The following is a 26,975-nucleotide window of genomic DNA, read 5'->3' on the forward strand; positions in this document are numbered from 1 at the left end:
ATTATTGCTTTCATCTTTATAAATCATATTAGGTGAACAGCCAAGGGCAACCGCGAAAAATGTCAAAATATCGTTTAGTACTTATTGTGTAAGTTTCAAATTGGGATATAATAAGGAAAAAACCATTCTTAGCCTCTTTAAGTCTTTAAGCTATCTTTTACCTATTTAGATAAATAAAATGTTAATTCGGGGGAACTACATTGAAAAAGAACGCAAAACCCTTCATCCCTTTCGCTGCAATTGCCACGATTCTTCTAATCAGCTATATCCTTCAAAAAGTTCCTAAAACCTATGGATCAGATGATTCATTAAATGTTTATCAAAAATTTCAATCCGGCCAGCCGATTCAATACCTTGTTGTTGGTGATAGTATTGGAAGAGGCTCTGGAGCTGAAAATCCTAATTTAACATGGTTCAAACAGCTAGAAAACAAGATGATTGACGTCAACGATATTCCTTTTCACGGGGATTATGTGGTCCAAAGCGGCTCCACTGCTTTTGAAGGCCTCTTTAAGCTCTCCCAAAGAAAGAAACATGACCATAAAGATTTAATTTTCATCGTATTCGGCGAGAATGACCGCAAATACATGAAGGTAGACGATTTCATCATGACGTATGAGGCGTTAATCAGGAAGGCGAAGCGTCTCCATCCTAATGCAGAAATGTTTACAATAACGGAAAGCAGCTTGAAATATGAGGAATTTGCATCAGCTATCGAACTATTATCTAAACATTATGGGGCTACTAATGTAGATATGCGGCCAATTTTTCAGACTTCAGGCTATACTGAAAAACAGCTGACTAAAGACTTGATTCATCCAAATGGACTAGGCTATCAATTTTATGCTAATGCAATTTATGAACAATTTCTTGATAATTTAAAGCAGGAGAAGCCAATAGCAAGCCTTCCCTCCAAGCTTCACGCCGGTTCTGAATTAGATTTATCAGAAGTTGACAACTATGAAAAGATGATCGGTTTTCGTCCAAGAGGAGACTACTTTACAAGTAATGCAAAAGGGAGCCTGATTGAATACAATTTCAAAGGGAGTATTCTTGGTGTGAAACTACTTAGAAGCCCTGATGGCGGGGAAGTGGCTGTATTTATCGATGGAAATAATATCACATCTTTAAATACCTGGTGGCCCTTTGCCCGAGAAAGATATTTGTTTATCACCAATGGACTTTCTCCCGGTTCACACACTGTCCGTTTTGAAGTAACCGGAAGAACAATGGCAAGCGATCCGACCACATTACCATATGTCCGTATATCATCGATCATCACCGATGATATAAACCACTACTAAAGCAGATAAAAAAACCCTATCATCTAGTGATAGGGTTTTCTGTTTAATCAAACAACTTCTTATATTCCCCGTATCCTTCTTTTTCAAGATCTTGGACCGGAATGAACTTTAACGAGGCAGAATTGATGCAATAACGTAATCCGGATGGTCCGGGTCCATCATTGAAAACATGACCAAGATGAGAATCGGCAGTTTTTGAGCGCACTTCAATCCTTCTCATACCGTAGCTAGTATCTAGATTTTCTACCACTTCTTCTTCCACTATAGGTTTAGTGAAGCTTGGCCATCCGCAGCCAGAATCAAACTTTTCCTTTGAAGTAAATAGAGGGTTGCCGGACACGACGTCTACATATAGTCCCGCTTCCTTCAAGTTCCAATATTCATTATGAAAAGCTGGTTCTGTCCCATTATTTTGAGTGACTTCATATTGAATTGGTGAAAGTTTCTGTTTTAATTCTTCTTTACTGTTCATCTTTTTCCCCCCAATGATGTTGTAAAAATGATTTACGTCCTGACCCAATCGAATACCTTTCGTAATGCTCAGGTTGCTTTTTATAATAATGCTGGTGATACGTCTCAGCCTGATAAAACGTTTGGGCAGGAATAATCGGAGTAACAATTGATTTGGAAAATTTGCCGCTCTCCTGCAGTTTTACTTTGGTAGCTTCGGCAATTTCACGTTGATTTTCGTCATGATAAAAAATCGCGGTTTGATAGGAACTGCCACGGTCATAAAATTGTCCTCCTGGATCAGTTGGGTCAATTTGCTGCCAAAACAATTCGATTAATTTTTCATAAGGATATACACTCGGATCAAAAGTAATCTGAACAGCCTCATAATGTCCCGTGGTTTCAGAACAAACCTCTTTGTAAGTAGGATTTTCCTTTGTACCCCCTGTATAGCCTGAGATAACGGATTCGATACCAGGCTGCTCATCGAATGGCTTTACCATACACCAGAAACAGCCGCCTGCGAATGTTGCTTTCTCTAATTGCTTAGTCAAATGAAATATCCTCCTTTTATGCAAACGTTCCATTGAATGCATTTTAACGCTTTTATTTTGCCCTGTAAAATATTTTGCCGTTCAAAATTATTAATATATGCTGCCTCACCACTTCAAGTTAGGTTTGACACATGCCCAAGCATACTTCCATATGATGGGTTCATAATGAATATAATGAGAGGTGAAGGAATTTGAGCGATAAACAATCATTTTTACAAAAAGCGGTAGCTTATGATTTACTATCCTCTTACTATAAATACAGCAATCCACATCTGCATGATTATTATTATCATAAGCACTTAAAAAGTCTCGAAAAAGCAACACAACCCATGAGATATGAACAAAGAAATGCAGTAGCACCCTCATATGTAAGAATTTTACACGCTGCCCCAAAGGCTCCAGCTATCGATGTATATGTAAATGAAATGCGCATTCTCAAGAACTTTGTATATAAAGGTAACAGTGGTTATTTATCATTACCCCCTGGAATGTATCAAATTGATATATACCCTACTGGGCAAACCACTTCAACCATATTGAGCCGAAAGGTCGGGCTCGAAAGTGGAAAATCATTTACAGTCGCAGCCGCTGGGGCAAATGAATCGTTGAAAATGTTAACTTTAGAAGATAATCCATATGTTCCTCAAAATGAAGCCAAGGTACGATTTATCCATCTATCATATGATACACCTTCAGTCGATATTGCCGTAAAAGATGGAGATGTCGTGTTTGCAAACCTTCCGTTTCGTAAAGTAAGCGAATATTTAAATCTATACCCTATGAAAGTTGATTTTGAAGTGAGGACCGCTGGTACAAAAGATGTTGCACTCTCATTACCTAACACAGATTTTCAAGCAGATACCTCCTCAACTATTTATATAATCGGATTGAATCAAGATCAACCTGCATTAGAAACACTTACATTAACTCCATAAATGTGTAAAAAACCAGGATACCTTGATCCTGGTTTTTTACACATTTATTCTTTATTCACTGCAGCGAAGACGGGATGGTCAATAAAAATGAAATATCATCATTTTTCAGATCAAATTCTTTTGCCTTTACCCTAATGTCGCTTTTAAGTTCCATATCCTGCAGTGATACATAAATACTTTCGTCGTTGGGGCGAATACTGACCCACTCCGGCATATTATACCGATCGTTTATTAAACTCATGACATATGAAACCGGAAGATTCATCTGTCCAACAGCAACAGATTTTTGCTTTAAGATCAAATCACCATTCTTTTGAGCAATTGGTTCAAACGTTAATTTCATTTCAACTTCACGATTGAAAAATGGCATTGTTCCATACAGCTCGACTTCATCCGTTAAAAAAACTTCATAATGAATAGATCCTGTCAATCCTTCTTTATCAAGATACTGGTTGATTAATCGAGTCAGGTCTTCCCGATTCGTATGAATCTGAAATTGTATATCCTCTTCGTAACTTACTTTTGGTATCAGCTCTTTATCTTTAGCCGGAAGATTAACTAAAATCAGGACGAACAGGATGACCAGGATGTTTAGGGCTAATAAAGAAATAAACAAAGCCTTCCATTTGACTTTTGTCATTCTTGGTCATCATCTCCTTTGGCACTAGCTTCTAACGTGTCCTTTCCAATTGTGGTAATTTCCATGTTATTATAGATTCTTGTTGCAATTAGCTCATACCCGCGATCATTCGGATGAAAATAATCCTCAGCATACAGCAAGTCTTCTTCAGAGTTTTTAAAAATATCATCTATCTCGATAAAATAAGCTGAATCATATTCCTTGATAATCTCTTTCCCGCTTTCATTCCAATCATTCATGATCATATCAAGTTCATAAAAATCGGCAAACCATTTTGAAAATGGATTATATACACCCACAAGGTAAATCTGGGCGTGATCATTTTCAGAGCGCACCTTATCAAGTATCTGTCTTAATCTTTTTTCATATCCTATTTTTGCTGAATCAAACTGATTCAGTTCCAAGTTGGAAAAATTCTGTTTAAATACCTTCATGATATCATTTCCACCGATTGTGACAACTATGGAGTCGGCTTGTTCAATGTCTTCTTGAATTTCTGCCTTATCCAATCTTTTTAAAAGTTGATCGGTCCGATTTCCCCGAATGCCATGATTAATCATCTCTACAGAAATAATGGATGGTTCTTTTTCCAGCTTATTTTGTAAATAAGGCAGATAGCCGCCATTATCTTTGCTATCCCCGACACCTTGGGTCAAGGAATCACCGATGGAAACAATTTGAACAGGATCCGGAAAAAAGCTGGCTGGAATGGTTCCCTTTTCACTCAGTTCAATGACGCTCTTTTGCTGAACTGATGACTGATTTGAAACAGTTTCACTTTGACTGCAACCTGAAATCCAAACTAGGCATATGAAAAGACAGGTGATTTTGTACCACATGATCCTCACCTTCCTACCCATATATTATATCATGTAGAAAACGAAAGATTGCAAACAATATACCCTCTTTCTATTCTACTCTTTGCTAAAGCAATAGTTACTATATACTATGAAAAAAAGCAGGGATTAAAAGCTAGTCCTATAAATTTTAGCATGTACTTAGCATGTAAAATCATTCTTCACTTCTGCTGTTTCGTTCATAAACGATTTACAACTATTTGACTATAGGATAATGGACTTTTCCCTTTATTTTCATTTTAAAACTATAAAAACAGAAAGAACAGGTAATTTAACCTGTTCAATAATTCTGTAAAATTTTAATATGCTTGATGATTTCATCAAATGGAATATCCTGCAAACCTGTGTATTCTTGAATAATCTTCCCATCCTGATCCACTAGAAAAAAGCTAGTCCCGTGGATAACCTGGTCCTCTTTTTCAGGCTTCTTAACAAGTGTTTTAAAGTTCTCCAATGCAAACTGCTCGATTTCTTCTTGGCCGTAACCAGTTAGGAAGTGCCAGTTTCCGTAGTCTACATTAAATTGATCTCCAAACTTTTTTAATACATCGGGTTTGTCAATCTCTGGATCCACTGAAAAGGAAACAAACTCTACATCTGAGATGCCTTCGTCCTTCAACATTTGTTGAAGTTTAGACATATTTGAAGTCATTGGCAGACATACATCCTCACAACTTGTAAAGATAAAGTCCGTGACCCAAACCTTTCCTTTAAGGTCACTTTTTGAAAAGGGTTCCCCTTCCTGATCTATGTAACTGAAATTTTCAAGGTCCCAGTTTTTCGCATCAGGTACTCCGCTTGAACCGCATGCTGTTAACAGCAATAATACCGTTGTGCCTATAGCTGCCTTAAGCAAATGCAGTATTCTCATCCCTACCCCGTCCTTTATGTATAAAATATTCTGTTACTTCATTTATTCTACCAGACCAAGTGGTGTGAGAAAAGTAACTCTTTCTACAAACTAAAGACAATTTATTGAACAATGAAATAGCTCAAATCATACACATAACTTCAGTAACTGCTTTTCTATAAGAAATCAGTCCCAATAATACATAATAGCCATGGCGCCTTCACCTGTATGGGTACTGACTACAGCAGTAGTTGCCTCTATCTTTATATCGTGAAAACCTGATAATTCTGATATGGATTTACGAACTTTATCCGCAATTTCAAAACCGTTTGCATGAACAAAGCCAATGCTTTTAATTGTTTTTCCGTGTGTATCTTCCTTGAATTTCTTTACAATATATTTCACAACTTGTGACTGGCTTCTAGCTTTGGACACAGGATTCAGTACACCATCGTCAAGAAGAGCAATCGGCTTGATGTGCAATAGGGAACCGATAAACGCAGAAACTTTACCAATTCTTCCACCCTTCACAAGGTTATCAAGAGTTTCAATGACAATGATTAAACTTGACTGCTTTTTAATGTTTTCTAGGCGTTCAATTATCTCTTCAGAAGATTTCCCTTCTTTCGCCATTTTCGCTGCCTCAATAACCTGAAATGACATGGCCTTCGAAATGAATTTAGAGTCTAAAACGGTAACTTTTGCATCAGACATACTAGCCGCGCTCTCCGCTGAGCGGACTGTGCCACTCATACCACCAGTCATATGAATAGAAATAATCTCACTACCGTCTTTCCCAAGTTCATCATATACCTCTACAAAGGTTCCTACTGCTGGTTGAGAGCTTTTTGGAAGTTCTTTAGACAGATTCATTCTTATCAAGAATTCTTCCTGCTCTATTTCAACCTTATCCAAAAAAGTCTCTCCATCAATATAGATTGATAGAGGAACCATTGTTATATCATAATATTCTAGTTCTTCTGGTGTCATATCTACTGTTGAGTCTGTTACTATCTTTACTTTATTCATCATTACACATCCCTAAATTAACATATCTATTGTATTATACCTACTCAAAGAACGCATTCAAACTAAACTATTCATTTTCTATGTTAAAGAATACATTTAATTCTAAATGATTACACAAAAAAAAGACCATCCCATAAGCCAACTAACCACACGCCGCTTATTCGATATTACATGGAATTAGAGGCATCTCTTTTATAGGAGAAGTTAGCTATGGAACAGTCCACATTAAGCATTATTAAGTAAATTCTCATAAAAAATCTTGTGATAAACAGGCCGTTTAAGTACTGATGCTAAATAATGCTTAAATGAGTAATTTTCTTTATGATCTTTATTATCAAAAACTCGTTTTACAAACACTTCCAAACGCACGGTCAACATAAAAAAATCCGGATCACTAGGCAATAAAACAGGAATTTCTGAAATTGTGACCTTATGTCCAAAACAATCTTTGAATTCCAAGCATTTGAACATCAAATTATCAATCCTCATTTTTAACCGATTGCTTATATTATACACAATAAACCCAAAAGTATAAATATTCATATCTATAAAAAACTGACAAGCCCCAGCATTTTTCATATTACAAAAATGACCCACAAGGGCATAATGCCTTCATGGGTCATTTTTTTTATAAATCTTCCTCGTTATTAAAGGTTTCTTCAAGTAAACTTTCTCGCTTCACCTTACGTTTATAGACTATTTTAGATAGTGAAATACTGATTTCATATAATAACAATAGAGGAACCATAACCAAAAAGTCTGACATAAAATCAGGTGGCGTAATACAAACCGCTATAACCACAAGTACAAAATAAGCATACTTCCTTAATTTTTGAAGCACGTATGGGTTAATTACACCAATAGAGGTCAAAAACATGGTAACTACAGGGAGCTCAAATAAAACAGCAAAAGGAAGCGTCATATTCAAGACGAATGAAAAATACTTATCCGCTGTAAAGTTGGTTATGAACATATCATCGCCCAATTCAATCAAAAATTGAAGAACGGTTGGGAAGATGACAAAATAACCAAAAGCAAGTCCTCCGATAAAAAGTAAGAAGAGAGCAGGTATATAGGCGAGCGTGGCTCTTACTTCATTTGGCATCAAAGCCGGTTTAACAAATAACCAGATTTGCAGAGCAATTATCGGAATCGTTGCGGCAATGGCTACAACTCCTGAAAGCATAAAGTAAATCCAGATAATATCACTCGGTCCTAATACCATTAAGTCGAAATCAAGATCCTTCACAAACCAATTATAGATATCTTTAACATAAATAAAACTGACGATAAAAAAGATGAAAAAAGCAACAGCTGTAATGATAAGCCGTTTTCTCAATTCATCGAGATGATCGATGATATTTAATTCTTTATCTTCCAAAGTTGATCACGCCTTCATCTGAAAATCCGTATCTTTGTTTCAGCATAAAGGCGCAAGACGGTACCATCTTACGCCCAGCATTTAATTATTCATGATTTTTTTGTTGTATTTTCTTTTCTTCTTCATAATCACCTTTTGTTAATTCACTCGTAGATTTTTTAAATTCACGCAGTGTTTGTCCAAAAGCACGACCAATCTCGGGAAGTTTCTTCGGACCGAAAATAATTAATGCTAATATTAAGATGAGAATTAGACCAGGTACTCCAATGTTCGACATGGATACATCCCCTTTGGTGTTGTAATTCGACCTACTCTGATTATAATACCATTTCCAACCAATTGAAAGTAAACTGGCATTTCTTCATAAAATGGTAACAATTATCGACAGATTATTTGTAACAAATGTGCAGGTAGAATAAAATGTAAAAACATATGTATTATTCTATCCTAATTTACCATTTTGTCTATAATTAAATTAATAAGTGAAATAAATTACTGTCTTTATTGACTTCAACAAAGGAGAATCCTTTTTTATTCATTCTTTGAATCAGTCCATTATAATCATTTTTGTCTTTTAACTCCACACCAACAAGGGCCGGCCCGCTTTCTTTATTGTTTTTCTTCGTATATTCAAAACGGCTTATATCATCATTCGGTCCTAACACCTCATCAAGGAATTCCCTTAGCGCTCCCGCCCGTTGAGGGAAATTTACGATAAAGTAATAAAGCAGACCTTCATATAATAGAGACTTTTCCTTAATTTCCTGCATACGGCCAATATCGTTGTTACCCCCACTGACAAGACAAACAACTGTTTTTCCTTTGATTTGTTCTTTATATAAATCCAGTGCAGCTACTGATAACGCCCCAGCCGGTTCAGCCACAATCGCATGCTGATTATATAAATCCAGTATCGTGGTGCAGATTTTCCCTTCAGGAACGACAACGATATCTTCCAAGTTTTCCTTACAAATCTGATATGTCATCTCTCCTACATACTTAACAGCCGCACCATCAACAAAGGTATCTATGTTTTCAAGTTCAGTCGCTTTTCCTTCTTTGAACGAATATTCCATTGAAGCAGCACCAAGTGGCTCTACTCCAATACATTTCGTTTTCGGCGAGACCGATTTGAAATAACTTGAAACACCGGCCATTAGTCCCCCACCACCGATTGCTGCGAATACATAGTCAATTCCATCTTCACAATCATTTAGGATTTCAACAGCTGTTGTACCTTGCCCGGCGATTACCTTTTCATCATTGAAAGGATGGATAAAGGAACGGTCTTCTTTTTCACAACATTCCATCGCCATGGCAAATGCATCATCAAATGTATCACCAATTAAGATTATTTCAACATTTTCTCTGCCAAATAACTGAACTTGATCGACTTTTTGCCTTGGTGTTGTAGCAGGCATATAAATTTTCCCATGAATTCCTAATTGACTACAGGAAAAGGCCACTCCTTGTGCATGATTTCCTGCACTGGCGCATACGACTCCGTTCTTCGTCTCTTCCTGGGTCAAGCTTTTCATTTTATAGTAAGCTCCTCTTAATTTAAAGGAACGTACATGTTGAAGGTCCTCTCGTTTTAAATAAACATTACATTCATATTTTTCAGAGAGCCTCTGATTTTTTTGTAAAGGAGTATGTAAAACAATCTCTTTTAGTTCTCTATAGGCAATTAGAATATCTTCCAATTGAATCCCCCTATTCATAGATACAGTCTGGTTCATAACAATCCCTCATTTCCTTCCTAATCAATTCAATTATTATAGCACTTTACTGTTATTAATGTAATTGATTTTTCTAAAAATTCTATCTTTTGTTTGTTTTAAACCAAAAAATCCGATTATGGCTAATGTTCCATAATCGGATTTCACTCTTATTTTTTTTGTAGGATAATATATTCATGCGGATAGAGATTTTTTTCATCCATGATACCCGGGAGAGATGAGATCTTTTCCCATTCTTCATCATTAATTTCCGGAAAATAAGTGTCACCTTCAAAGTTCTCATGAATTTCCGTAATATATAAGCGGTCTGTAAAAGGAAGTATTTCTTTGAAGATTTCCGCTCCACCAATCACGAAGACTTCCTTGTCACTTTTATCCGCAAACGTCTTAATTTCTGAAATATCATGTAATACGGCGCAACCTTCTGCAGTAAAATCCAGATTTCGTGTAACGATGACATTTTCCCGACCAGGCAGTACCCTCCCGATTGATGCAAATGTTTTACGACCCATCACGATTGGATGACCCATCGTCACTTTTTTAAAATACTGGAGATCTGCTGGTAAATACCACGGTAGTTGATTGTTTTTCCCTATCACTCGATTTTGATCCATAGCTACTATCAACGAAATCATATGCTAACCTCACCTTTTATATGGGGATGGGCTTCGTAGTTTTCCAGAACAAAGTCCTCGAAATTAAAATCAAAGATATTTTTCACTTCCGGATTTATTTTCATGATTGGCAGTGGTTTGGGATCTCGTGTCAACTGCAGCTCCACTTGGTCAAGGTGATTCGAATAAATATGAACGTCCCCAAATGTATGTACAAATTCACCAACTTCTAAATCACATACTTGGGCAATCATCATCGTTAATAGCGCATATGAAGCTATATTAAACGGAACACCTAAAAATACATCGGCAGAACGCTGATAAAGCTGGCACGAAAGCTTGCCATCAGCCACATAGAATTGAAAGAAAGCATGGCAAGGCGGCAATGCCATTTCGTCCAGTTCGCCCACATTCCAAGCACTTACTATCAATCTTCTTGAATTTGGATTGGTTTTAATTTGTTCAATCACTTCACTGATTTGGTCGATTTGTCTTCCATCCGCTGCTCCCCAAGAACGCCATTGATGACCATAAATCGGACCTAATTCTCCCTTTTCATCAGCCCATTCATTCCAAATGCGCACGCTATTTTCCTGAAGGTAGCCGACATTTGTGTCACCCTTTAAAAACCATAATAATTCATGAATAATCGCTTTTAAACTAACTTTTTTCGTTGTAAGGACAGGGAACCCATCCTTTAAATTGAATCTCATTTGATATCCAAAGGTACTTATCGTTCCTGTTCCCGTACGATCACCTTTTTGAGTTCCATTTTCAAGTACATGCTTACATAAATCTAAATATTGCTTCATGGTAAACCACCTTTTCTACATTCATCCTTCTTATTTTAACGTATTTCAGCTCAATGTTTAATCTAATTGTTTAATAAAATTATAAGTCTCAGGTGCTTTTTGTCTAAGTAGTTGATTTTCTTCAAAGTTTACATAAAACATGGCAAATGTTTCTGCAAAGTATTCTTCAGGATAATTTAAAAAATAGGACTGTCCAGGAAACAGTACATCTACTTCCTTTCCCCAAATTCTCAAATAATCTATGTCCTCACGGATGCCATCATAGACAATATTATCAATCGAATGCGCAAGCTCATGTAGCTCCAAATTTACAGAACCATGTCCGTTTCCCTTATCGCTTGCACCGATTTTAACTAATACGGTATATGAACCACCCATGCCTGGAACGGAATCCCATGTTGTATCTTTATTCAAATAACCACGCGGAGCTTTCCCTTTTAAATAGGCCGCTGATTGATTTTCTGTCAGATTTCCGTTGAATAGCTTCATTCTCACTCCATGGTCTACAGTTTTCAACAATAGGGAATGAGGAAGTGCATCAATAGTTTCTACAATCCTTAAGGCTTCCTGTTCATCGAAATCCTCTTCAGGAAATAAAAATAAACTTTGCAGTTCTTTATTATCCTGCAATATTTCCGCCTGCCTTAAAGGATTATCTTTCGTCAAATTCCGCCATTTCACTCCTTCCGCTTTAGCTAAGGAAAGGGAAAGCATTGAAAGGAAACAAGCAAATAATACAAGTATTGCCATCCAATTTTTATATTTCACCTTCAACCCTTCCTTTCCTTAAATCCAATGTATATTGCGAAAATATATGTATATTAAACTACAAAAAAATCCCTATACTATTATATTAGTATAGCATATTAAGGCAATATATTAACTTTATGTTTTTCTGGTAAATTTGGCTGAAGATTTCTCCCACGAAGCACCAATTCTCCGGATTTTTCATATATCAACAGTATCTAATCGTAAAAGGTTTAAGGTGATTACATGAAATCGATTAATAAAAAGGCCATCCTGCATGAGCACCGTGAACTTGCCGAAGAAGTTCTTGATATCTACAGTTTAAAAGTGTTTATCATTCTCGACCTTTTGCTGTTCTCTATTTTCTTCGGTATATTGCTACATCCTATACTCACTTCACTCTGGCTTAACTTTTTTTTACCTTTTCTTTTTTTCACAACATTTACTGTCATTCTTCAACTATTTGATATTTTCCAAAGAAAAAGCTGACATCATTTTGATGTCAGCTTTTATTATTGAGTGTTTAACCGTGTTCTTTAACCCTTTTTTCTTTCTTAAAATGAAATACGATCGTAGTGCCGAAAATAATGAAAATAAAGGCAAAGAAGATAGCATGAGGAATTTCAATCCCTGCAACAGCAATAAGCATTTTTATAGCAATGAACCCTATTAAAACATATGCTGCAGTTTCTAATTCTGGAATCTTATCAATCAGCTTTAAAAATAACCCAGCTACGCCCCGCATCATCAAGACACCAATCATCCCACCGGTTAAGAGGACCCAGACTTTTTCACTTACCCCAAAGGCGGCCAATACGCTATCGACGGAAAATGCAATATCCATCAATTCTACAGCAGCAACCGTTCCCCATAAGGTACCAAACATACGGATCAGCAAGCTGTTTTTACTCATTCCCTGAATATCTTCATCGTTTCCAGCTTGTTTTTTTCTTTTATCTCTAAAGTATTTGAACGAGAGCCAACCAAGGTAGGCGGCTCCAATGACCTTCACCCACGAAAGTTTAATGAGGAAAACACCTATTCCAATTGCTACAAACCGGAAAGCATAAGCACCTAACAAACCATAAAAAAGAGCTTTTCTCCGTTGTCTTTCCGGCAGGTGCCTGACCATTACCGCCAAAACCAAAGCGTTATCCGCTGATAGTAGTCCTTCCATTAATACGAGCGTACCAATCAATCCCCAGCTAACCGGATCGGTTAAAACCTCACCCCACATATTCCAGTCAAAAAATTGAGCATATGTATTAATGACGTTATTTAACAACTCTGACATGATGAAGACTCCTCTGCTACTGTAACTATAAAAGTAGAAACCCAATTGAAAAAGATCATCTTACTTAACTAGCTTTAAAATATCTAATCTTGTACTTTGTTTAACACAAAATAAATACGTTGCATAACAACGTATCATTTAATACTTATATAACAATTATCATACTCTTACATGTGCTTAAAATCAATGAAACCAAGCTACTAAGAGAGTCTTTGTTTACTTGTCCACTCTGGGGGTGTATTTTTATCCCAATATATTTTTCCTAAATCATAATGGGTCGCATATGAATCATGATAGGTATGATAATGAAAATCAAACCAATATCCCTCTAATGGCGGATTCTCCTGCCTGACATGGAACCGCATGATATCCTTGCCGCTTATCGAATCAAATATATGAAAAATTTTCTCCGCTCTACCCGCACTTGGCTGCTCTGTAATCGTTAATTGCTGTAATTTTTCATCAGGAAATTGGGCCGTTATTTCTGTAATAGCATCTTCCATTTTTGGTAATATGGCTATTTTGAATTCATCACCAATTTTAGGATTGATTTTCTCGCCAAATTTCATAAATGCGTTTTCCTCAGCTTTATTCAGAATGCCTGATAAGAACTCTTCCCGATTAAATTCCTCTTCTATATCAGTAGGTTTTTGAGAAGAAAGATAGGATAAATGTTCTTCTTCTACTAACCCTTTTTTAGTATCCTTTAACGAATTGGCTTCAGCCAGCCACGATAGATCTGAAGGGGTGACAAGCCCAAATGTCAAAACGGATACTAAAATGACGAGACTTTTCCTGAACCAAACCGCTGCTTTCAAATCACACTCCCCCTTCTTCTTATTATTTTCTTTATATTTAGTATACTTTTATTTTTTAGTAATTACGAATATATAGTTACCCAGGTTTCAAAAATCTTAAAAAAGGATAAATACCTATATAAAGTTCATGAACCCAAACTTTTTTACTAAATATCCCCTATTCAATTTGTAAATGAAGGATTTTGACGATATTTGGAGAACTTAATTAGATTCAAGTCTTTTTAAGGAGGGGTCTTATATGGCTTTGACTACGACTGCCATGGTGGCTTTATGTCTTGTAACGTTAGCATTTTTCGTATATTTATCATTTGCTGATTAAGAATAAATAAATACCTACGAAAAATCTCCTTGTCATTCATCAGTAATGACAAGGTTTTCTTTTAAAAAAGGCGTTACGACTTGGCAGATAAAAGGAATGAATACTGGAGGAATTACTTTGGAAAACAACAATGGAAACACTAAAGATGATTACAAGAGGGAAACAGCCACAGGGAAGGCCGGAATGGTCGTTACCGCTCATCCCGTAGCTACTTCCATTGGGGAAAAAATATTACGTGAAGGTGGAAATGCGGTTGATGCGGCGGTTGCCATCCAATTTGCTCTGAATATTGTAGAACCTATGATGACTGGTATCGGTGGCAGTGGTTTTCTTATGGTATATAACGAAAAGAATAAGGAAACTAAAATATTCGATGGCCATGTAAGAGCACCTAAAGCCGCGCATCCAAACATGTTTCTTGATGAAAAAGGGGAAGTCATCCCATTTAAAAAACGTTCGATTAAAGCTACAGCAGTTGGTATTCCAGGAATTCTTAAGGCTATGGATGAAGCTCTCTCCGAATACGGTAGTAAGACATTAGCAGAACTTATTGAGCCCTCTATTGAATTCGCTGAAAAAGGAGTTCCTGTCAATTGGGTATTTTGTGATGCCCTTGAAAATTTCGAGTATCGGTTAGGTGAGGAAGCCCGTAAATTCTTCATTCCAAACGGTAAACCATACAAAGCTGGTGACCTCCTAATAAAAGAAAAATTAGCTAATACCTATCGAATATTACAGCGTGATGGAATTTCCGCTTTTTATGAAGGTGAAATCGGAGAAGGAATCATTTCCTGTATTCAGGAACTTGGAGGTTTTATGGAACTTTCTGATTTACAGGACTATAAAGCAACCATTGATGAACCAATGTTTGGTACTTATAAGGATTACCAAATTGCTTCATCGATGGCCCCAAGTGCAGGAGGTTTCACTGTCATTCAAATTCTAAAAATATTGGAGAGCTTCCACTTAGAACAATATGATGTACACTCATGGGAAAAATATTACTTAATTGCAGAAGCGATGCGTCTAGCATTTACTGACAAAAAGGCTTTTCTAGCTGATCCCGAATTTGCCGAATTACCATTAAAGGGTCTTTTGCATGATGAATATATAGCTAAACGACGCTCATTCATTAATTTTAAGGCAAGAAATAATGCAATTGACTTCGGAAATCCTTGGATATATGATTCTGTGAAACAAAGGGATATCATTCCACAACCAAATGACGAAGAACGTAGTGAAACGACTCATTTTACTGTCCGTGACAGATGGGGAAATATTGCCGCATGTACATCTACTGTCGAACATCCATTCGGTTCCGGTATCATGGTTTCAGACTATGGCTTCATGCTGAATAACGAACTGACGGATTTCGATTCCATTCCAGGCGGTATGAATGAAGTACAGCCAAATAAGCGTCCTGTCAGCTGTAAAAGCCCGACCATCATCTTTAAAGACGGTGAGCCTATTTTGACGCTAGGTTCTCCAGGAGGACCGACAATCATAAGTTCAGTCGTACAAACGATCATCAATGTACTTGATTTAAAAATGGACTTAAAAGCAGCCATTGAAGAACCTAGAATTTTCACTCCTATGGGCCCTCATATTGAATGGGAATCAGGTATTGATATGATTAGCAAAGGCCACTTAGAAGCAATGGGCTTTGCATTTAATGAAGTGCCCCATTCTATAGGGAATGTTCAGGCAATACAAATCAACCCGGCTGACGGGTCAAGCTATGGTGCTGCAGATTCAAGCCGTGAGGGCTGTGCGGTAGGTCTAAATGAGTCAGATTACAAGGCTTAATCACAGTAAAGAAATGTAGCCATAATGAAATTTGGATGTTTTTCTCTTTAATACTTCAAATCCAAATTCCTCAAAGCGGGAGCTGCGAAAATGGTCCTTCAACACGACTCTCTTTCGCGCAACCCGCTTGGCTTCTTTCATTATTTCCATTGTTAAGTCGTGACCTTCCGCAAAATGAGCCAATCCCCTAATCCCATTTGATTCTTGAATCGTTTCCTCAAACATTGGATCGAAATATACTACATCGAAATGATTATCCGGTAATGTTTTCAATAACTCGTAATGATCAGTATGAATGACCTTAATTCTTCTCATCGCTTGAATCATCTTTTCATCTGCATTCTCCCATGTTTTCAAACCATGGTCTACGAGCAAGGCTAGGTATTGATTTTCTTCCAAAGCACTAACCTGTCCATTTTCTCCAGCAGCAAAACTTGAGACAATCGCATCTGAGCCCAAGCCCATTGTACAATCAAGCACAGTACTTCCTTCCTTTATATCTCCAGCAACGAGAAAAGGATCACTTTCTCCTTGTTTTATTCTTTTTATTCGGATCATGGCAAGGTTTGGATGAAAAAAGAATGGCTCTTTTTCTTCAAACCGATATAGCTCCATTCTCACTTTTCCAAAAACAAGGCAATCATCTTCACCATTTTCTGATTGAATCGTCCTAACCGAGCGTTTTCTCCGGGCAATAAAAGGAATATGTAATTTTCCTGCTAACTTTTTGGCCATCATTATTGTCTCATTATCGGCTCTTCCTGCTGTTGTGATAAACATCTGTCCTACCCCTTTAAACTGTTAAAAATTTGAAAAAGAATGCCCTGTTTCCAGGACATTCTACTTTATCACTTATTTCACTTGACTAAATGCTGCTAACAAGTTATCCATAATAGCTTCCATAGGCTGGCCTTCAATTTCATGACGTGGAATGAAATGTAAGACTTCTTTGCCTTTTAAAAGAGCCATGGATGGCGAAGAAGGTTCAATTCCATCAAAATACTCACGCATTTTGGCTGTTGCTTCTTTATCTTGACCAGCAAATACGGTTACAAGATGCTTTGGTTTATCCTCTGCTTGGAGAACAGCTTGAGTAGCAGCTGGACGAGCTAACCCGGCAGCACAGCCACAAACTGAATTCACTACAACCAATGTTGTACCCTCGACAGATTCCATAAAGTTTTCAACAGCTTCAGCGGTTTCTAACTCCTCAAAACCTGCTTGAACTAATTCAGCACGCATAGGCTTTACCATTTGTTTCATATATTCATCATATGCCATAGACATAAAAAAACCTCCTTGGTTACAATTCTTCAATTAGTATAATCATACTATATTCTTAAGTCCATATGCAAAAATGACGCTTACAACTTTTGTTAAAGTATTTATGAAACCGTGTTTGCACACAAACTGGTCAAATATCAAATATTAAACACTATAAAAATAGTCTTCTCAAAGAAACACGGTAAAAGAATTGATTTAATTCTTCTACCGTGTTTTTATTTCACATGATCTAAATTAAACTTTCATTACGCCGCCTGAACTAGCATTAGTTACAAGTTTAGAGTAACGGGCTAAATAGCCTGTTTTAACTTTTGACTCGAAACCTTTCCAGTTAGCTTTGCGTTTTTCAAATTCTTCATCGGAAATTTCTAATTCGATTTTACGATTATTCAAATCTAACTCGATGATATCTCCATCTTCTACAAATGCGATTGGACCACCTTCAGCTGCTTCTGGGGAGATATGACCGATACTGATGCCTCGGGATGCACCTGAAAAACGTCCATCAGTAATTAATCCCACTTTAGCACCAAGACCTCGGCCAACGATTTGGGAAGTAGGCGCCAGCATTTCCGGCATGCCCGGTCCGCCTTTTGGACCTTCATAGCGGATGACAACAACATTACCTTCTTTTACTTTGCCAGTAATAATTCCAGATAGTGCATCTTCTTGTGAATCGAAGCAGATCGCTGGCCCTCTGTGGTAGCCACCAACAGATTCGTCAACAGCACCCACTTTAATAATTGAGCCTTGAGGAGCAAGGTTACCAAACAATACAGCAAGACCACCACGTTCAGAATGCGGGTTATCCAACGGATGAATAACATCCTTGTCCAATATTTCACAACCCTCAACATTTTCGCGTAGCGTTTTACCTGAAACAGAAAGACAATCACCGTTAAAGGCACCTGGTTTTTTAAGTAACTCATGAATAATTGCGCTCACACCACCAGCATTGTGTACATCTTCAATATGATAATCAGATGCTGGGGCAATCTTCGCAAGATGTGGTACGCGGTTTGCTATTTCATTGATGCGTTCCATAGGATATTCAAAACCTGCTTCATGTGCCAATGCAAGTGTATGAAGCACTGTGTTAGTCGAACCACCCATCGCCATATCCAAAGCAAATGCGTTATCAATTGCATCAATCGTTACGATATCACGAGGTTTAATATCTTGTTTGATTATTTCCATCAATTGTTTGGCAGATTTTTTAACAAAATCCTTACGTTCTTCGGCTACAGCCAATATTGTACCATTACCTGGAAGTGCAAGACCTAAACCTTCGGCCAAACAGTTCATGGAATTTGCTGTAAACATCCCTGAACAAGAACCGCACGTAGGACATGCAACTTGCTCAAGTTCTTGCAAATCTTCTTCATTTATATTACCCGCTTGGTATGCTCCTACACCTTCAAAAACAGACGTTAAAGAAAGAGATTTACCGTTTTTGTCTTTCCCTGCCTTCATAGGCCCGCCACTTACAAATATTGTAGGAATATTAACACGAAGAGCTGCCATCATCATACCCGGTGTAATCTTGTCACAGTTTGGAATACAAACCATACCGTCAAACCAATGTGCAGATACGACCGTTTCTACAGAATCAGCAATAATCTCACGGCTTGGTAAAGAATAGCGCATACCAATATGGCCCATGGCAATTCCATCGTCTACCCCAATTGTATTAAATTCAAAAGGAACACCGCCCGCTTCACGAATCGCTTCCTTCACTATTTTACCGAATTCCTGAAGGTGAACATGACCAGGAACGATATCAATGTATGAATTACAAACCGCGATAAATGGTTTTCCGAAATCTTCTTCTTTAACACCTGCTGCACGCAAAAGACTTCTGTGTGGTGCACGGTCGACTCCTTTTGTAATCATGTCGCTTCTCATATTTGATGTAGACATTTGTTGTAACCCCCAATTTTCACTTCTCTAATAATTTTATATAATTCAATTTTTTGTATACTCTAAAAATTCTAACATATTTACATACAAATGCAACCATTCAACTCTTAAATATCCATAAAAAAGTTTTACTAAAATAATAGAAAAGATATTTTTCTCCTATAAGCAATGGTTTCATGTAGAAAACATACTATTTCGCATGTTTTTGACTGTTAACAAATCCAAAACACATGATTGGTCAGTAAAAACGGTACTCGTTCAATCGACAAGCATAATTTTCACTGAAATTATCCAAGTCCAAAGCTCTTATGGTATCAATGGTTACACCAAGGCATATAAAAAAATCATTTCTGCAGAGGATGCTCACTGTGAATCTGACTAACTGAAAACCTGGTTACAAAATATGCCCTAAAGCGGGACATTTTTAGAGTATAAAAATAACAAAAGGCATCCGGAATTAAGTCCATCCGAATACCTTTTGCCTACAAAATAGAAACATGCAATTTGTATGATTTGTTGATAAAACGATTTTTAATCAAAGTCACTTGTCATTTGTTTGCCTTGATTCTGTCATTTGCTTCCAAACCGAACCCTTTGCTTCTTCTCCATTTTCTATTCGGTCAATAGCCATTTTAACCTGTAGAGCCACTTCGAACTCTGGGTCCTGTTCAGCTTGTTTTAAATAGGGTAGGACTGTTTCATTTCCCACTTCATATAAGAACATCGCAGCCCTCCACCTTACTAGTTTATTTTTATCTGATAAGGATTGCGACATTTCTCCCATTGCTTCTTCAAAACCTAGATCAGATAAACAGTCACCCGCTGTTCGTCTTACTGCCACACTTGAATCTTTCAATGCTTTGTACAAGCTCGGAAGTACTTTTGTATCCTCGATCATACCTAAGTAAACAACAGCAAGTCGACGAATAGAGACTTTACTATCAGACAAGGCTATATCCAATACTGGAATCTCTTCAACCGTTGGATCTTCCATTTGTTCTAAGGCTTGATAACGTTTTTCCCAATTTTCATCATTCAACATTTCTGCGGTTAGTTTTATTTTGGGACGTTTCACGAATGCCTCTTTTTTATCAACGGTTTCTTGAGCAGCAGCTACTAGCTGGTTAATTCGTTCTTCGGGAAAAGCGGCAACCAACTCATCCGCTACTTCTTTCACGATGTCATCCATATCCCCGTAACGGATACCATAATCCTTCCATTTTCGGAGCAAGACTACATTATCGTCTTCTTTTTGAGCAGCAGCAATACCTTTAATAAAATATTCTGGTAAAGCAAAGCGTTTTTCATGTTGGCTATCACTTGCTTTAATTTGCATCGGAATTCCTTTGAATTGTTGAATAGCAACTGTTACTTCACCATAATGTTCATTTATTACCGCTTGTTGATTTTGTTCTTCAGTTTTCTCACCAAACACTTTACGAATTTGGACCAAGATATCTTTCCAATCATATTTCGCATTACGCTCAACGGCTAAAAAGTCGGCAACATGATAAACGCCTTTCACCCCTTCAATCGTAAATAAATCTTTAATAAGCTGAGGTGCTTGATCGGCTTGATTTTTTTTATAATTATTACTTTTACCTGCTAAGAGCTCTTCTGTTAGATTAATTTTCATTGTATTTGGACTTGGTGTAGGTTCTATTGATTTTATTTTCAATACTTTTCTCTCCTTTTACAAGACGTACCCATGTACTAGATATTATCACAATGGCCACAGATTCTCATGCAATTGAGATAGACAAAAAAAGACTGGACCAAGCATACTTCCCCTGGACCAGTCTCTCACTTATTCCTCTTCTAATTTTTCTGCTAAATACGTCCATCTTTCCATCATATACTCTAATTTATCTGTTAGTTCTTTTTCCTCTTCAAGAAGCAGACGAACTTTTTCAAAATCGCTCCCCGCTGCTGACATTTCTGTTGTGATGTCTGTCAGACGCTGCTCGACATGTTCCATGTTACCTTCGATTTCTTCCCATTCCTTACTTTCCGCATAGGTTAGTTTTTTCTTTTTCTTTTCTGTGCGGTTTATCTGAGGCTCTGGCTTTTTTTCAAGAACGGTCTCTTCTGTTTTTTCCTCTAAGAACTCTGAATAGTTGCCATAATAAAAATCAATTTCACCTTTATTTTTGAAGACAAGGAGCTGATGACAGGTTTTATCAAGAAAATAACGATCATGTGATACGGTAATAACTACACCTGAAAACGTTTCTAAATAGTCCTCGAGAACTGTCAAAGTTTGCGTGTCCAAGTCATTCGTCGGTTCATCCAAAAGCAGGACATTAGGTGCTCCCATTAAGATGTTAAGCAGATACAAACGTCTTTTTTCTCCTCCGGACAGCTTGCGTATTGGGGTACCATGAGAACCCATTGGGAATAAAAATCTCTCAAGCATCTGTGCAGCAGAAATAAAACTGCCATCTTTAAGAGCGATTGAATCAGCTGTTTCCCGGATATATTCTATCATGCGAAGATTCTCATCCATATCAACGCTTTCTTGCGTATAATAACCAATTTTCACTGTTTGTCCTATTTCAAGATTTCCTTCATCTATCGATTCTCGCCCAGCCAAAATGTTCAATAACGTAGACTTTCCGCTGCCATTATTACCTACGATTCCAATGCGGTCACCTGGCTTGAATAGGAAGGAAAAATGTTTGATGATAGACTGATCACCAAAAGATTTAGAAATATCTTGCATCTCCAGAACTTTTTTCCCAAGGCGGGCACCACTTAATTCCATTTCAAGACTTTCAGTTTTTTGCTTATCTTTCACACCCGTTTCTAATGTTTCAAAACGTTGAATCCGTGCCTTTTGTTTTGTGGTACGTGCCTTTGCACCTTTACGAATCCAGGCTAATTCTTTTTTAAATAGACTTTCCTTTTTCGTTCGTTCGGTCGATTCGTTTTCTTCCCGAATAGCTCTTGATTCTAAATAGTCAGCATAGTTTCCTTTATATTCGAAAAGCTGTGACTGTGCGATTTCCCAAATCTTATTGGAAACCCGATCAAGAAAATAACGATCATGGGTCACAAATAAAACGGACTTCTGATATTTAGCCAAATATTCTTCGAGCCAGGTAATGCTTTCAAAATCAAGATGATTCGTAGGTTCATCCAAAATAAGCAGATCAGGAGTTTCAATCAAAGTCTTTGCCAGAGCGGCACGTTTTTTTTGGCCACCTGACAGTTCACCCAATTTCCTTGAATGATCTGGAAGACCAAGCTTTGTCAATATAGTTCGTGCGTTCGCACTTGTATCCCAGGCACTAAGGGCATCCATTTCCTGTTGTTGCTTTAACAACCGGTCTTGAGTTGTGCTATTCTGTGGATCTAATTGCAGCTGAACGAGTGTTTTTTCATATTCCTTAATTAACGAAAATACTGGAGTTGAACTTTCATACATATACTCCATAATCGTTAATTTTTCATCAAAATAAGGATCTTGAGATAAATAGGAAATCGTGTAATCATTTGGATGATCCTTCGTTCCCAAATCACTATCTTCTAAACCTGCAATAATATTCAAAAGTGTGGATTTTCCAGTTCCGTTTATACCAACGATCCCAATCTTTTCGCCTTCGGTAATAGAAAAAGAAACATCTTTAAATAATAGCTTTTCCCCTTGTGTTTTCATTACATGTTCCATGCTAAAAACTTTCATAATCGTACATCCCATTCCTTGTAAAATTCCTCTAAAAAGCTAACCATATACTCATGCCTTTCACTTGCAATCTTCTTAGCTGTACAGGTGTTAAGCATGTCTTGTAACCGTAATAATTTTTCATAGAAGTGATGAACGGAAGAGCTTTTACCCATCCGATATTCCTGTTTTGTCATCTTCTCACGTACAATAAGTGACGGATCATACATTGGTTGCCCCTTTTTTCCGCCATATGCAAATGTCCTGGCAATCCCAATGGCACCAATCGCATCCAAACGGTCCGCATCCTGAACAATTTCCGCCTCAATAGAAGGAAGTTGTACGTGTCCAGAACTATAAGAAATTGTGGTGATAATCTGTTTAATATCCTTAACAGTATCTACATCCAAGTTAATTTCCCTAAACCAGTCATCCAGCTTTCTCCAACCTGCATCGACATCTTGATTTAATTTATCATCCGGAATATCATGAAGGAGAGCCGCCAATTCAATGATAAATTCATTTCCTTTTTTTTCTTCTCTTGCAATATGTAAAGCCAGCTTACGAACGCGATCGATATGGAACCAATCATGACCACTGGCATCAGAATTCAATTGGTTATATACATACTTTTCCGTAAGTTCAATTATAGTTTGTTTCATTTCACCACTCCAAGTCCATTCTATTTTACCATGGTTCTTATTAATGTGCCTTAATCTTCATTGAACCAACTGATTCCAATCGTTTGTTCACCCGTATGCACCCCTATCGCACTGCCGAGTGGAGATACATGCGTCTTTACATTAGGAAATTCTTCAGAAATCATTGCTTTCCACTTCTGGGTCTGCTCCGACAGCGCCCCATATAATATAGTGCATTCTTTCACTTTTCCTGTTGCAAATGATTTGCGAAAATCGCTGAAAATTTGTTTTTCCGCTTTTTTTAAGTTTCTAGGTTTCGATTTAGTATGAAGCAACCCATCTTCAATTGAAATGATGGGTTTAAAACTTAATAGGCTTCCGAGAAAATATTGAGCATTTGTTAACCTACCACTGCGGTACAGCTGATCTAAAGAACCTATTAACACATAGGTTTCATGGCTATCTGCATATTTTCTTGTTTTAACGAAAGCTTCATCAATTGAGTGACCATTTTCAACATAATGCATGAGCCGTTTCAGTATTAATAGCATCGGAAAAGAAATTAGTAATGAATCAAAAACATCTACAGGTATCGTAACCATCTGTGCGGCCTGCTGGCTAGCCGAAACTGTACCGCTCAGTTTACTGGAAAGATGAACGGAAATGACTCTATCATAGCGTTTTTCAAGCATCTTATATAACTCATAAAATCTCCCCACAGACGGCTGGGAAGTAGTCGGGTTTATCTTTTCTTCATTCATCCTGCGATATAATTCCTCAGATGAAAGGTCAACACCATCTTCATATTCCTTGCCATCAATGATGACAATCATCGGAACTACATATACATGTTCATTTTGTGATAATTCTTCGTCTAATAATCCTGTACTGTCCGTTACCCATGCAATTCGTTCCATAGTTTACCTCCTGAGTAAAATAGTTGTTCTTTATTATATTCAACTTTTTCCTCATCTTTCCCCTCTTGGAATCGAATGTATTTGGTATATTTCGAACAAAAGAAAAAACCATATTAACGTTACAGAAAAAGAGCTCACCAGGAAGACTTCTTCTGATGAACTCATTTTTCATTTTTTATAATAATTCTTTTAAATCGTCTTCTATTTCCAATGGTTTTGTTCGAGGCGCATATCGACTGACAATATTTCCTTCGCGGTCAATCAGGAATTTGGTAAAATTCCATTTTATCGATTTTGAACCCATCACTCCAGGCGCATTTTCGGTAATATAACTGAATAATGGATGTGCATCCTTCCCATTAACATTCACTTTTGCAAACATCGGGAAAGTTACGCCATGATTCAATTTACAGTAAGAATCGATTTCCAGGTCATCACCAGGCTCCTGGTTAAGAAATTGATTACATGGAAAACCAAGGATGACTAAACCATCTTCTTTATATTGTATATATAAGCTTTGCAAATCATCATACTGTGGCGAAAAACCGCATTTACTTGCGGTATTTACAATAATCATTACTTTCCCTTTGTATTCCTCAAGCGAAACGGTCTCGCCATTGATTTTTTTCACTTCAAATTCATAAATGGACATGTATGATCTCTCCCTAAAGTATGATGCTGTCATTTTACCGTATTTAAAGATCACTTTTCCAACTTTAATATTCTTTCTTTTTAATTTTTCTCTATCCCCTTGGCTCCTTTTAGAGATTGGATCAAATACTCTACCATATCTTCCAAATCATCCATTTGCTCTTCTTTTACAAGCCTACCAAATGAAACTTTAAACGTAGAAGAATTTACTGGCCGATCTATTTTACTAATCGTTTCGGTGGTCGTCACTGTAATGATTCTTTGCTTCCCCCAAATTTTCTCCAGCTCAATAAAGATATCTTCAACTTCTCCTACCCCAAGTTTTTCCTGAAATGAAATGAATATATCAACCGTACATCCAGCATATGTTTCATTACTATTGAATTCGAGTAACTCTGAACTTAAATTCTCGAGTGAAGCATGTAACTCAATGCCACCAACAACAGAAATAGGTGCGAAAGGTTCCTTCAATTCCATCTCAATCTTATATGTTCTTGACATTGTTGAGAGATTAACAATATCATCACGGGCTTTGACCAATATATCTCCAATAAAGTCACGATCATAAACTGCCCCTTCTAATACTACTTTCATATTCTCAAATGCTGTGGGATCAAACAATCTCCATACACCTCTCCAACCTCTTTAGTTTTTCAAAAAGAACTATGTATATATCTCCTCCCCATTTTACCATTCTCGAGAATTCGTTAGAGGATTTACAATAAATTATTAAAATAGCTTTTCTATTTGGAAATTTTCTATATAATTAAAATATTATGATTTTTGAAGAAGGAGGCTAATTATGCCAATCAGAATACCTGAAAAACTGCCAGCTAAGGAAATTTTAGAACAGGAAAATATCTTTGTAATGGATGAGGAAAGGGCAACTAGGCAAGAAATTCGCCCATTAAATATATTGATTTTAAACCTTATGCCTGAGAAAGTAAAAACAGAGGCTCAACTGCTACGCTTTCTTGGCAATACTCCTATTCAGGTAAACATATCATTTCTACGCTTAAGCACACATGAATCGAAAAACACAAGTAAATTTCATTTAGATCAATTTTATAAATCATTTGATGAAATCCGTTCTAAAAAATATGATGGCTTGATTATCACAGGAGCTCCAGTTGAAAAATTGGAATTCACAGATGTTAATTATTGGGAAGAACTACAAGATATTATGAACTGGTCAGCCGAAAACGTCACATCTACACTACATATCTGTTGGGGAGCTCAAGCAGCGCTTTACCATCATTATGGAATAGGTAAATACGAACTACCTGAGAAGTGCTTTGGCATTTATAAGCATGAAGTACTCGAACCAAATGAAAATCTAGTCCGTGGCTTCGATGACAATTTCATGGCGCCTCATTCGCGCCATACTGATATTGACTATCAAAAATTAGTTAATCATCCAGAATTGAAGATTTTAGCTCAGTCAGATCAGGCCGGAGTATTGATTGCCGCCTCTGTTGATGGAAGAAGAATAATGGTTACAGGTCATTTCGAGTATGATGCCGAAACACTCGGTGAAGAGTATAAACGTGATAGGGAACGTGGAATTGATACACAGCTCCCTGAAAACTACTATCCTGACAACGATCCAACTAAGGTGCCGCTTCACCGCTGGAAAAGTCACTGTAGCCTCATGTTCTCCAACTGGCTGAATTATTATGTCTACCAATTGACCCCTTATGAGTGGGATTGAAAGGGAAAGAAAAAAAGAAGCTCTCTCATTAAGTGAAG

29 protein-coding genes are annotated in these 26,975 nt (G+C 37.1%); 5 read left to right on the plus strand and 24 right to left on the minus strand.

Going from position 1 to position 26,975, the window contains the following annotated elements; all coding sequences use genetic code 11:
- Positions 1 to 200: 200 nt before the first annotated feature.
- A complete protein-coding gene (locus NST21_RS17115; protein ID WP_340890381.1) occupies positions 201 to 1,304 on the plus strand; it encodes a GDSL-type esterase/lipase family protein in 1,104 nt (367 codons plus the stop codon).
- Between the two features lie 43 nt (positions 1,305 to 1,347).
- Here NST21_RS17115 and msrB read toward each other — a convergent pair whose 3' ends face one another.
- Both msrB and msrA read right to left on the minus strand, forming a co-directional pair.
- Positions 1,348 to 1,776 carry a peptide-methionine (R)-S-oxide reductase MsrB gene (msrB, locus tag NST21_RS17120; protein WP_340890382.1) on the minus strand — a complete coding sequence of 143 codons (429 nt, stop codon included), beginning with the start codon at positions 1,774 to 1,776 and terminating at the stop codon, positions 1,348 to 1,350.
- Entirely contained in the window at positions 1,766 to 2,257 is a 492-nt protein-coding gene (gene msrA / locus NST21_RS17125; protein ID WP_445670601.1) for a peptide-methionine (S)-S-oxide reductase MsrA, read from the minus strand. Before msrA ends, msrB begins: the two co-directional genes overlap by 11 nt.
- Positions 2,258 to 2,499: 242 nt before the next feature.
- Here msrA and NST21_RS17130 point away from each other — a divergent pair, with 242 nt between their 5' ends.
- Positions 2,500 to 3,243: a DUF4397 domain-containing protein gene (locus NST21_RS17130; RefSeq protein ID WP_340890384.1), complete on the plus strand. Its 744-nt coding sequence runs from the start codon at positions 2,500 to 2,502 to the stop codon at positions 3,241 to 3,243.
- Between the two features lie 55 nt (positions 3,244 to 3,298).
- Here NST21_RS17130 and NST21_RS17135 read toward each other — a convergent pair whose 3' ends face one another.
- The 11 genes from NST21_RS17135 to NST21_RS17185 all read right to left on the minus strand — a co-directional run bounded on the left by NST21_RS17135 (position 3,299) and on the right by NST21_RS17185 (position 11,933).
- Complete coding sequence (locus NST21_RS17135) at positions 3,299 to 3,883, minus strand: YpmS family protein (protein WP_053346618.1); 585 nt, start codon at positions 3,881 to 3,883, stop codon at positions 3,299 to 3,301.
- Positions 3,880 to 4,722: an SGNH/GDSL hydrolase family protein gene (locus tag NST21_RS17140; RefSeq protein ID WP_340890385.1), complete on the minus strand. Its 843-nt coding sequence runs from the start codon at positions 4,720 to 4,722 to the stop codon at positions 3,880 to 3,882. Before NST21_RS17140 ends, NST21_RS17135 begins: the two co-directional genes overlap by 4 nt.
- 298 nt (positions 4,723 to 5,020) lie before the next feature.
- Positions 5,021 to 5,611 (minus strand): SCO family protein, encoded by a 591-nt coding sequence (locus NST21_RS17145; protein ID WP_340890386.1) that lies wholly within the window; start codon positions 5,609 to 5,611, stop codon positions 5,021 to 5,023.
- Positions 5,612 to 5,776: 165 nt separating this feature from the next.
- A complete protein-coding gene (locus tag NST21_RS17150) occupies positions 5,777 to 6,619 on the minus strand; it encodes a DegV family protein (protein ID WP_056520834.1) in 843 nt (280 codons plus the stop codon).
- Positions 6,620 to 6,844: 225 nt separating this feature from the next.
- Positions 6,845 to 7,198: a DUF2535 family protein gene (locus NST21_RS17155; protein ID WP_340890388.1), complete on the minus strand. Its 354-nt coding sequence runs from the start codon at positions 7,196 to 7,198 to the stop codon at positions 6,845 to 6,847.
- Positions 7,199 to 7,247: 49 nt separating this feature from the next.
- Complete coding sequence (tatC, locus tag NST21_RS17160; RefSeq protein ID WP_056520836.1) at positions 7,248 to 8,000, minus strand: twin-arginine translocase subunit TatC; 753 nt, start codon at positions 7,998 to 8,000, stop codon at positions 7,248 to 7,250.
- Between the two features lie 85 nt (positions 8,001 to 8,085).
- Complete coding sequence (tatA, locus tag NST21_RS17165; protein ID WP_056520838.1) at positions 8,086 to 8,277, minus strand: twin-arginine translocase TatA/TatE family subunit; 192 nt, start codon at positions 8,275 to 8,277, stop codon at positions 8,086 to 8,088.
- Positions 8,278 to 8,470: 193 nt separating this feature from the next.
- Positions 8,471 to 9,739 carry a threonine ammonia-lyase IlvA gene (gene ilvA / locus NST21_RS17170; protein ID WP_340890390.1) on the minus strand — a complete coding sequence of 423 codons (1,269 nt, stop codon included), beginning with the start codon at positions 9,737 to 9,739 and terminating at the stop codon, positions 8,471 to 8,473.
- A 149-nt stretch (positions 9,740 to 9,888) separates the two neighbouring features.
- On the minus strand, positions 9,889 to 10,374 hold the full coding sequence (locus NST21_RS17175; protein ID WP_340890391.1) for a dihydrofolate reductase: 486 nt from the start codon (positions 10,372 to 10,374) through the stop codon (positions 9,889 to 9,891).
- Positions 10,371 to 11,165 (minus strand): thymidylate synthase, encoded by a 795-nt coding sequence (locus tag NST21_RS17180; RefSeq protein WP_053346627.1) that lies wholly within the window; start codon positions 11,163 to 11,165, stop codon positions 10,371 to 10,373. Before NST21_RS17180 ends, NST21_RS17175 begins: the two co-directional genes overlap by 4 nt.
- A gap of 57 nt (positions 11,166 to 11,222) precedes the next feature.
- On the minus strand, positions 11,223 to 11,933 hold the full coding sequence (locus NST21_RS17185) for an anthrax toxin lethal factor-related metalloendopeptidase (protein ID WP_340890392.1): 711 nt from the start codon (positions 11,931 to 11,933) through the stop codon (positions 11,223 to 11,225).
- 225 nt (positions 11,934 to 12,158) lie between these two features.
- On the opposite strand from NST21_RS17185, the gene NST21_RS17190 reads away from it, so the two are divergent.
- The gene (locus NST21_RS17190; protein ID WP_340890393.1) at positions 12,159 to 12,401 is read left to right on the plus strand and encodes a hypothetical protein; all 243 of its coding nucleotides are present in this window, start codon (positions 12,159 to 12,161) and stop codon (positions 12,399 to 12,401) included.
- Between the two features lie 34 nt (positions 12,402 to 12,435).
- Here NST21_RS17190 and NST21_RS17195 read toward each other — a convergent pair whose 3' ends face one another.
- Together NST21_RS17195 and NST21_RS17200 are read right to left on the minus strand one after the other, a co-directional pair.
- Positions 12,436 to 13,206, minus strand: a complete 771-nt coding sequence (locus tag NST21_RS17195; RefSeq protein ID WP_340890394.1) for a TerC family protein — start codon at positions 13,204 to 13,206, stop codon at positions 12,436 to 12,438.
- 200 nt (positions 13,207 to 13,406) lie between these two features.
- On the minus strand, positions 13,407 to 14,024 hold the full coding sequence (locus tag NST21_RS17200) for a YpjP family protein (RefSeq protein WP_056520848.1): 618 nt from the start codon (positions 14,022 to 14,024) through the stop codon (positions 13,407 to 13,409).
- A gap of 436 nt (positions 14,025 to 14,460) precedes the next feature.
- Here NST21_RS17200 and ggt point away from each other — a divergent pair, with 436 nt between their 5' ends.
- Entirely contained in the window at positions 14,461 to 16,149 is a 1,689-nt protein-coding gene (ggt, locus tag NST21_RS17205) for a gamma-glutamyltransferase (protein ID WP_340890397.1), read from the plus strand.
- On the opposite strand, the gene NST21_RS17210 is transcribed toward ggt, so the two are convergent.
- The 9 genes from NST21_RS17210 to NST21_RS17250 form a co-directional block, all read right to left on the minus strand.
- Positions 16,150 to 16,929 carry a class I SAM-dependent methyltransferase gene (locus NST21_RS17210; protein WP_340890398.1) on the minus strand — a complete coding sequence of 260 codons (780 nt, stop codon included), beginning with the start codon at positions 16,927 to 16,929 and terminating at the stop codon, positions 16,150 to 16,152. It abuts the gene before it with no gap.
- Between the two features lie 72 nt (positions 16,930 to 17,001).
- A complete protein-coding gene (locus NST21_RS17215) occupies positions 17,002 to 17,436 on the minus strand; it encodes a BrxA/BrxB family bacilliredoxin (protein WP_056520852.1) in 435 nt (144 codons plus the stop codon).
- A gap of 231 nt (positions 17,437 to 17,667) precedes the next feature.
- Entirely contained in the window at positions 17,668 to 19,338 is a 1,671-nt protein-coding gene (gene ilvD / locus NST21_RS17220; protein WP_056520884.1) for a dihydroxy-acid dehydratase, read from the minus strand.
- Positions 19,339 to 19,894: 556 nt separating this feature from the next.
- A complete protein-coding gene (locus NST21_RS17225) occupies positions 19,895 to 21,031 on the minus strand; it encodes a conserved virulence factor C family protein (RefSeq protein ID WP_340890400.1) in 1,137 nt (378 codons plus the stop codon).
- 129 nt (positions 21,032 to 21,160) lie between these two features.
- Complete coding sequence (locus tag NST21_RS17230) at positions 21,161 to 23,038, minus strand: ABC-F family ATP-binding cassette domain-containing protein (RefSeq protein ID WP_340890403.1); 1,878 nt, start codon at positions 23,036 to 23,038, stop codon at positions 21,161 to 21,163.
- Positions 23,035 to 23,679, minus strand: a complete 645-nt coding sequence (locus NST21_RS17235) for an HD domain-containing protein (protein ID WP_057216833.1) — start codon at positions 23,677 to 23,679, stop codon at positions 23,035 to 23,037. The genes NST21_RS17230 and NST21_RS17235 overlap by 4 nt, the downstream gene beginning before the upstream one ends.
- A gap of 50 nt (positions 23,680 to 23,729) precedes the next feature.
- Entirely contained in the window at positions 23,730 to 24,575 is an 846-nt protein-coding gene (locus NST21_RS17240) for a DegV family protein (protein WP_340890404.1), read from the minus strand.
- 175 nt (positions 24,576 to 24,750) lie between these two features.
- The gene (locus tag NST21_RS17245) at positions 24,751 to 25,227 is read right to left on the minus strand and encodes a glutathione peroxidase (RefSeq protein ID WP_098176277.1); all 477 of its coding nucleotides are present in this window, start codon (positions 25,225 to 25,227) and stop codon (positions 24,751 to 24,753) included.
- Positions 25,228 to 25,307: 80 nt separating this feature from the next.
- On the minus strand, positions 25,308 to 25,847 hold the full coding sequence (locus NST21_RS17250; RefSeq protein ID WP_340890405.1) for a hypothetical protein: 540 nt from the start codon (positions 25,845 to 25,847) through the stop codon (positions 25,308 to 25,310).
- Positions 25,848 to 26,028: 181 nt separating this feature from the next.
- Here NST21_RS17250 and metA point away from each other — a divergent pair, with 181 nt between their 5' ends.
- On the plus strand, positions 26,029 to 26,937 hold the full coding sequence (gene metA, locus NST21_RS17255) for a homoserine O-acetyltransferase MetA (RefSeq protein ID WP_056520864.1): 909 nt from the start codon (positions 26,029 to 26,031) through the stop codon (positions 26,935 to 26,937).
- The last annotated feature ends 38 nt before the right edge of the window (positions 26,938 to 26,975 follow it).

Source organism: Peribacillus sp. FSL K6-1552, from assembly GCF_038005205.1.
GTDB lineage: Bacteria > Bacillota > Bacilli > Bacillales > DSM-1321 > Peribacillus > Peribacillus butanolivorans.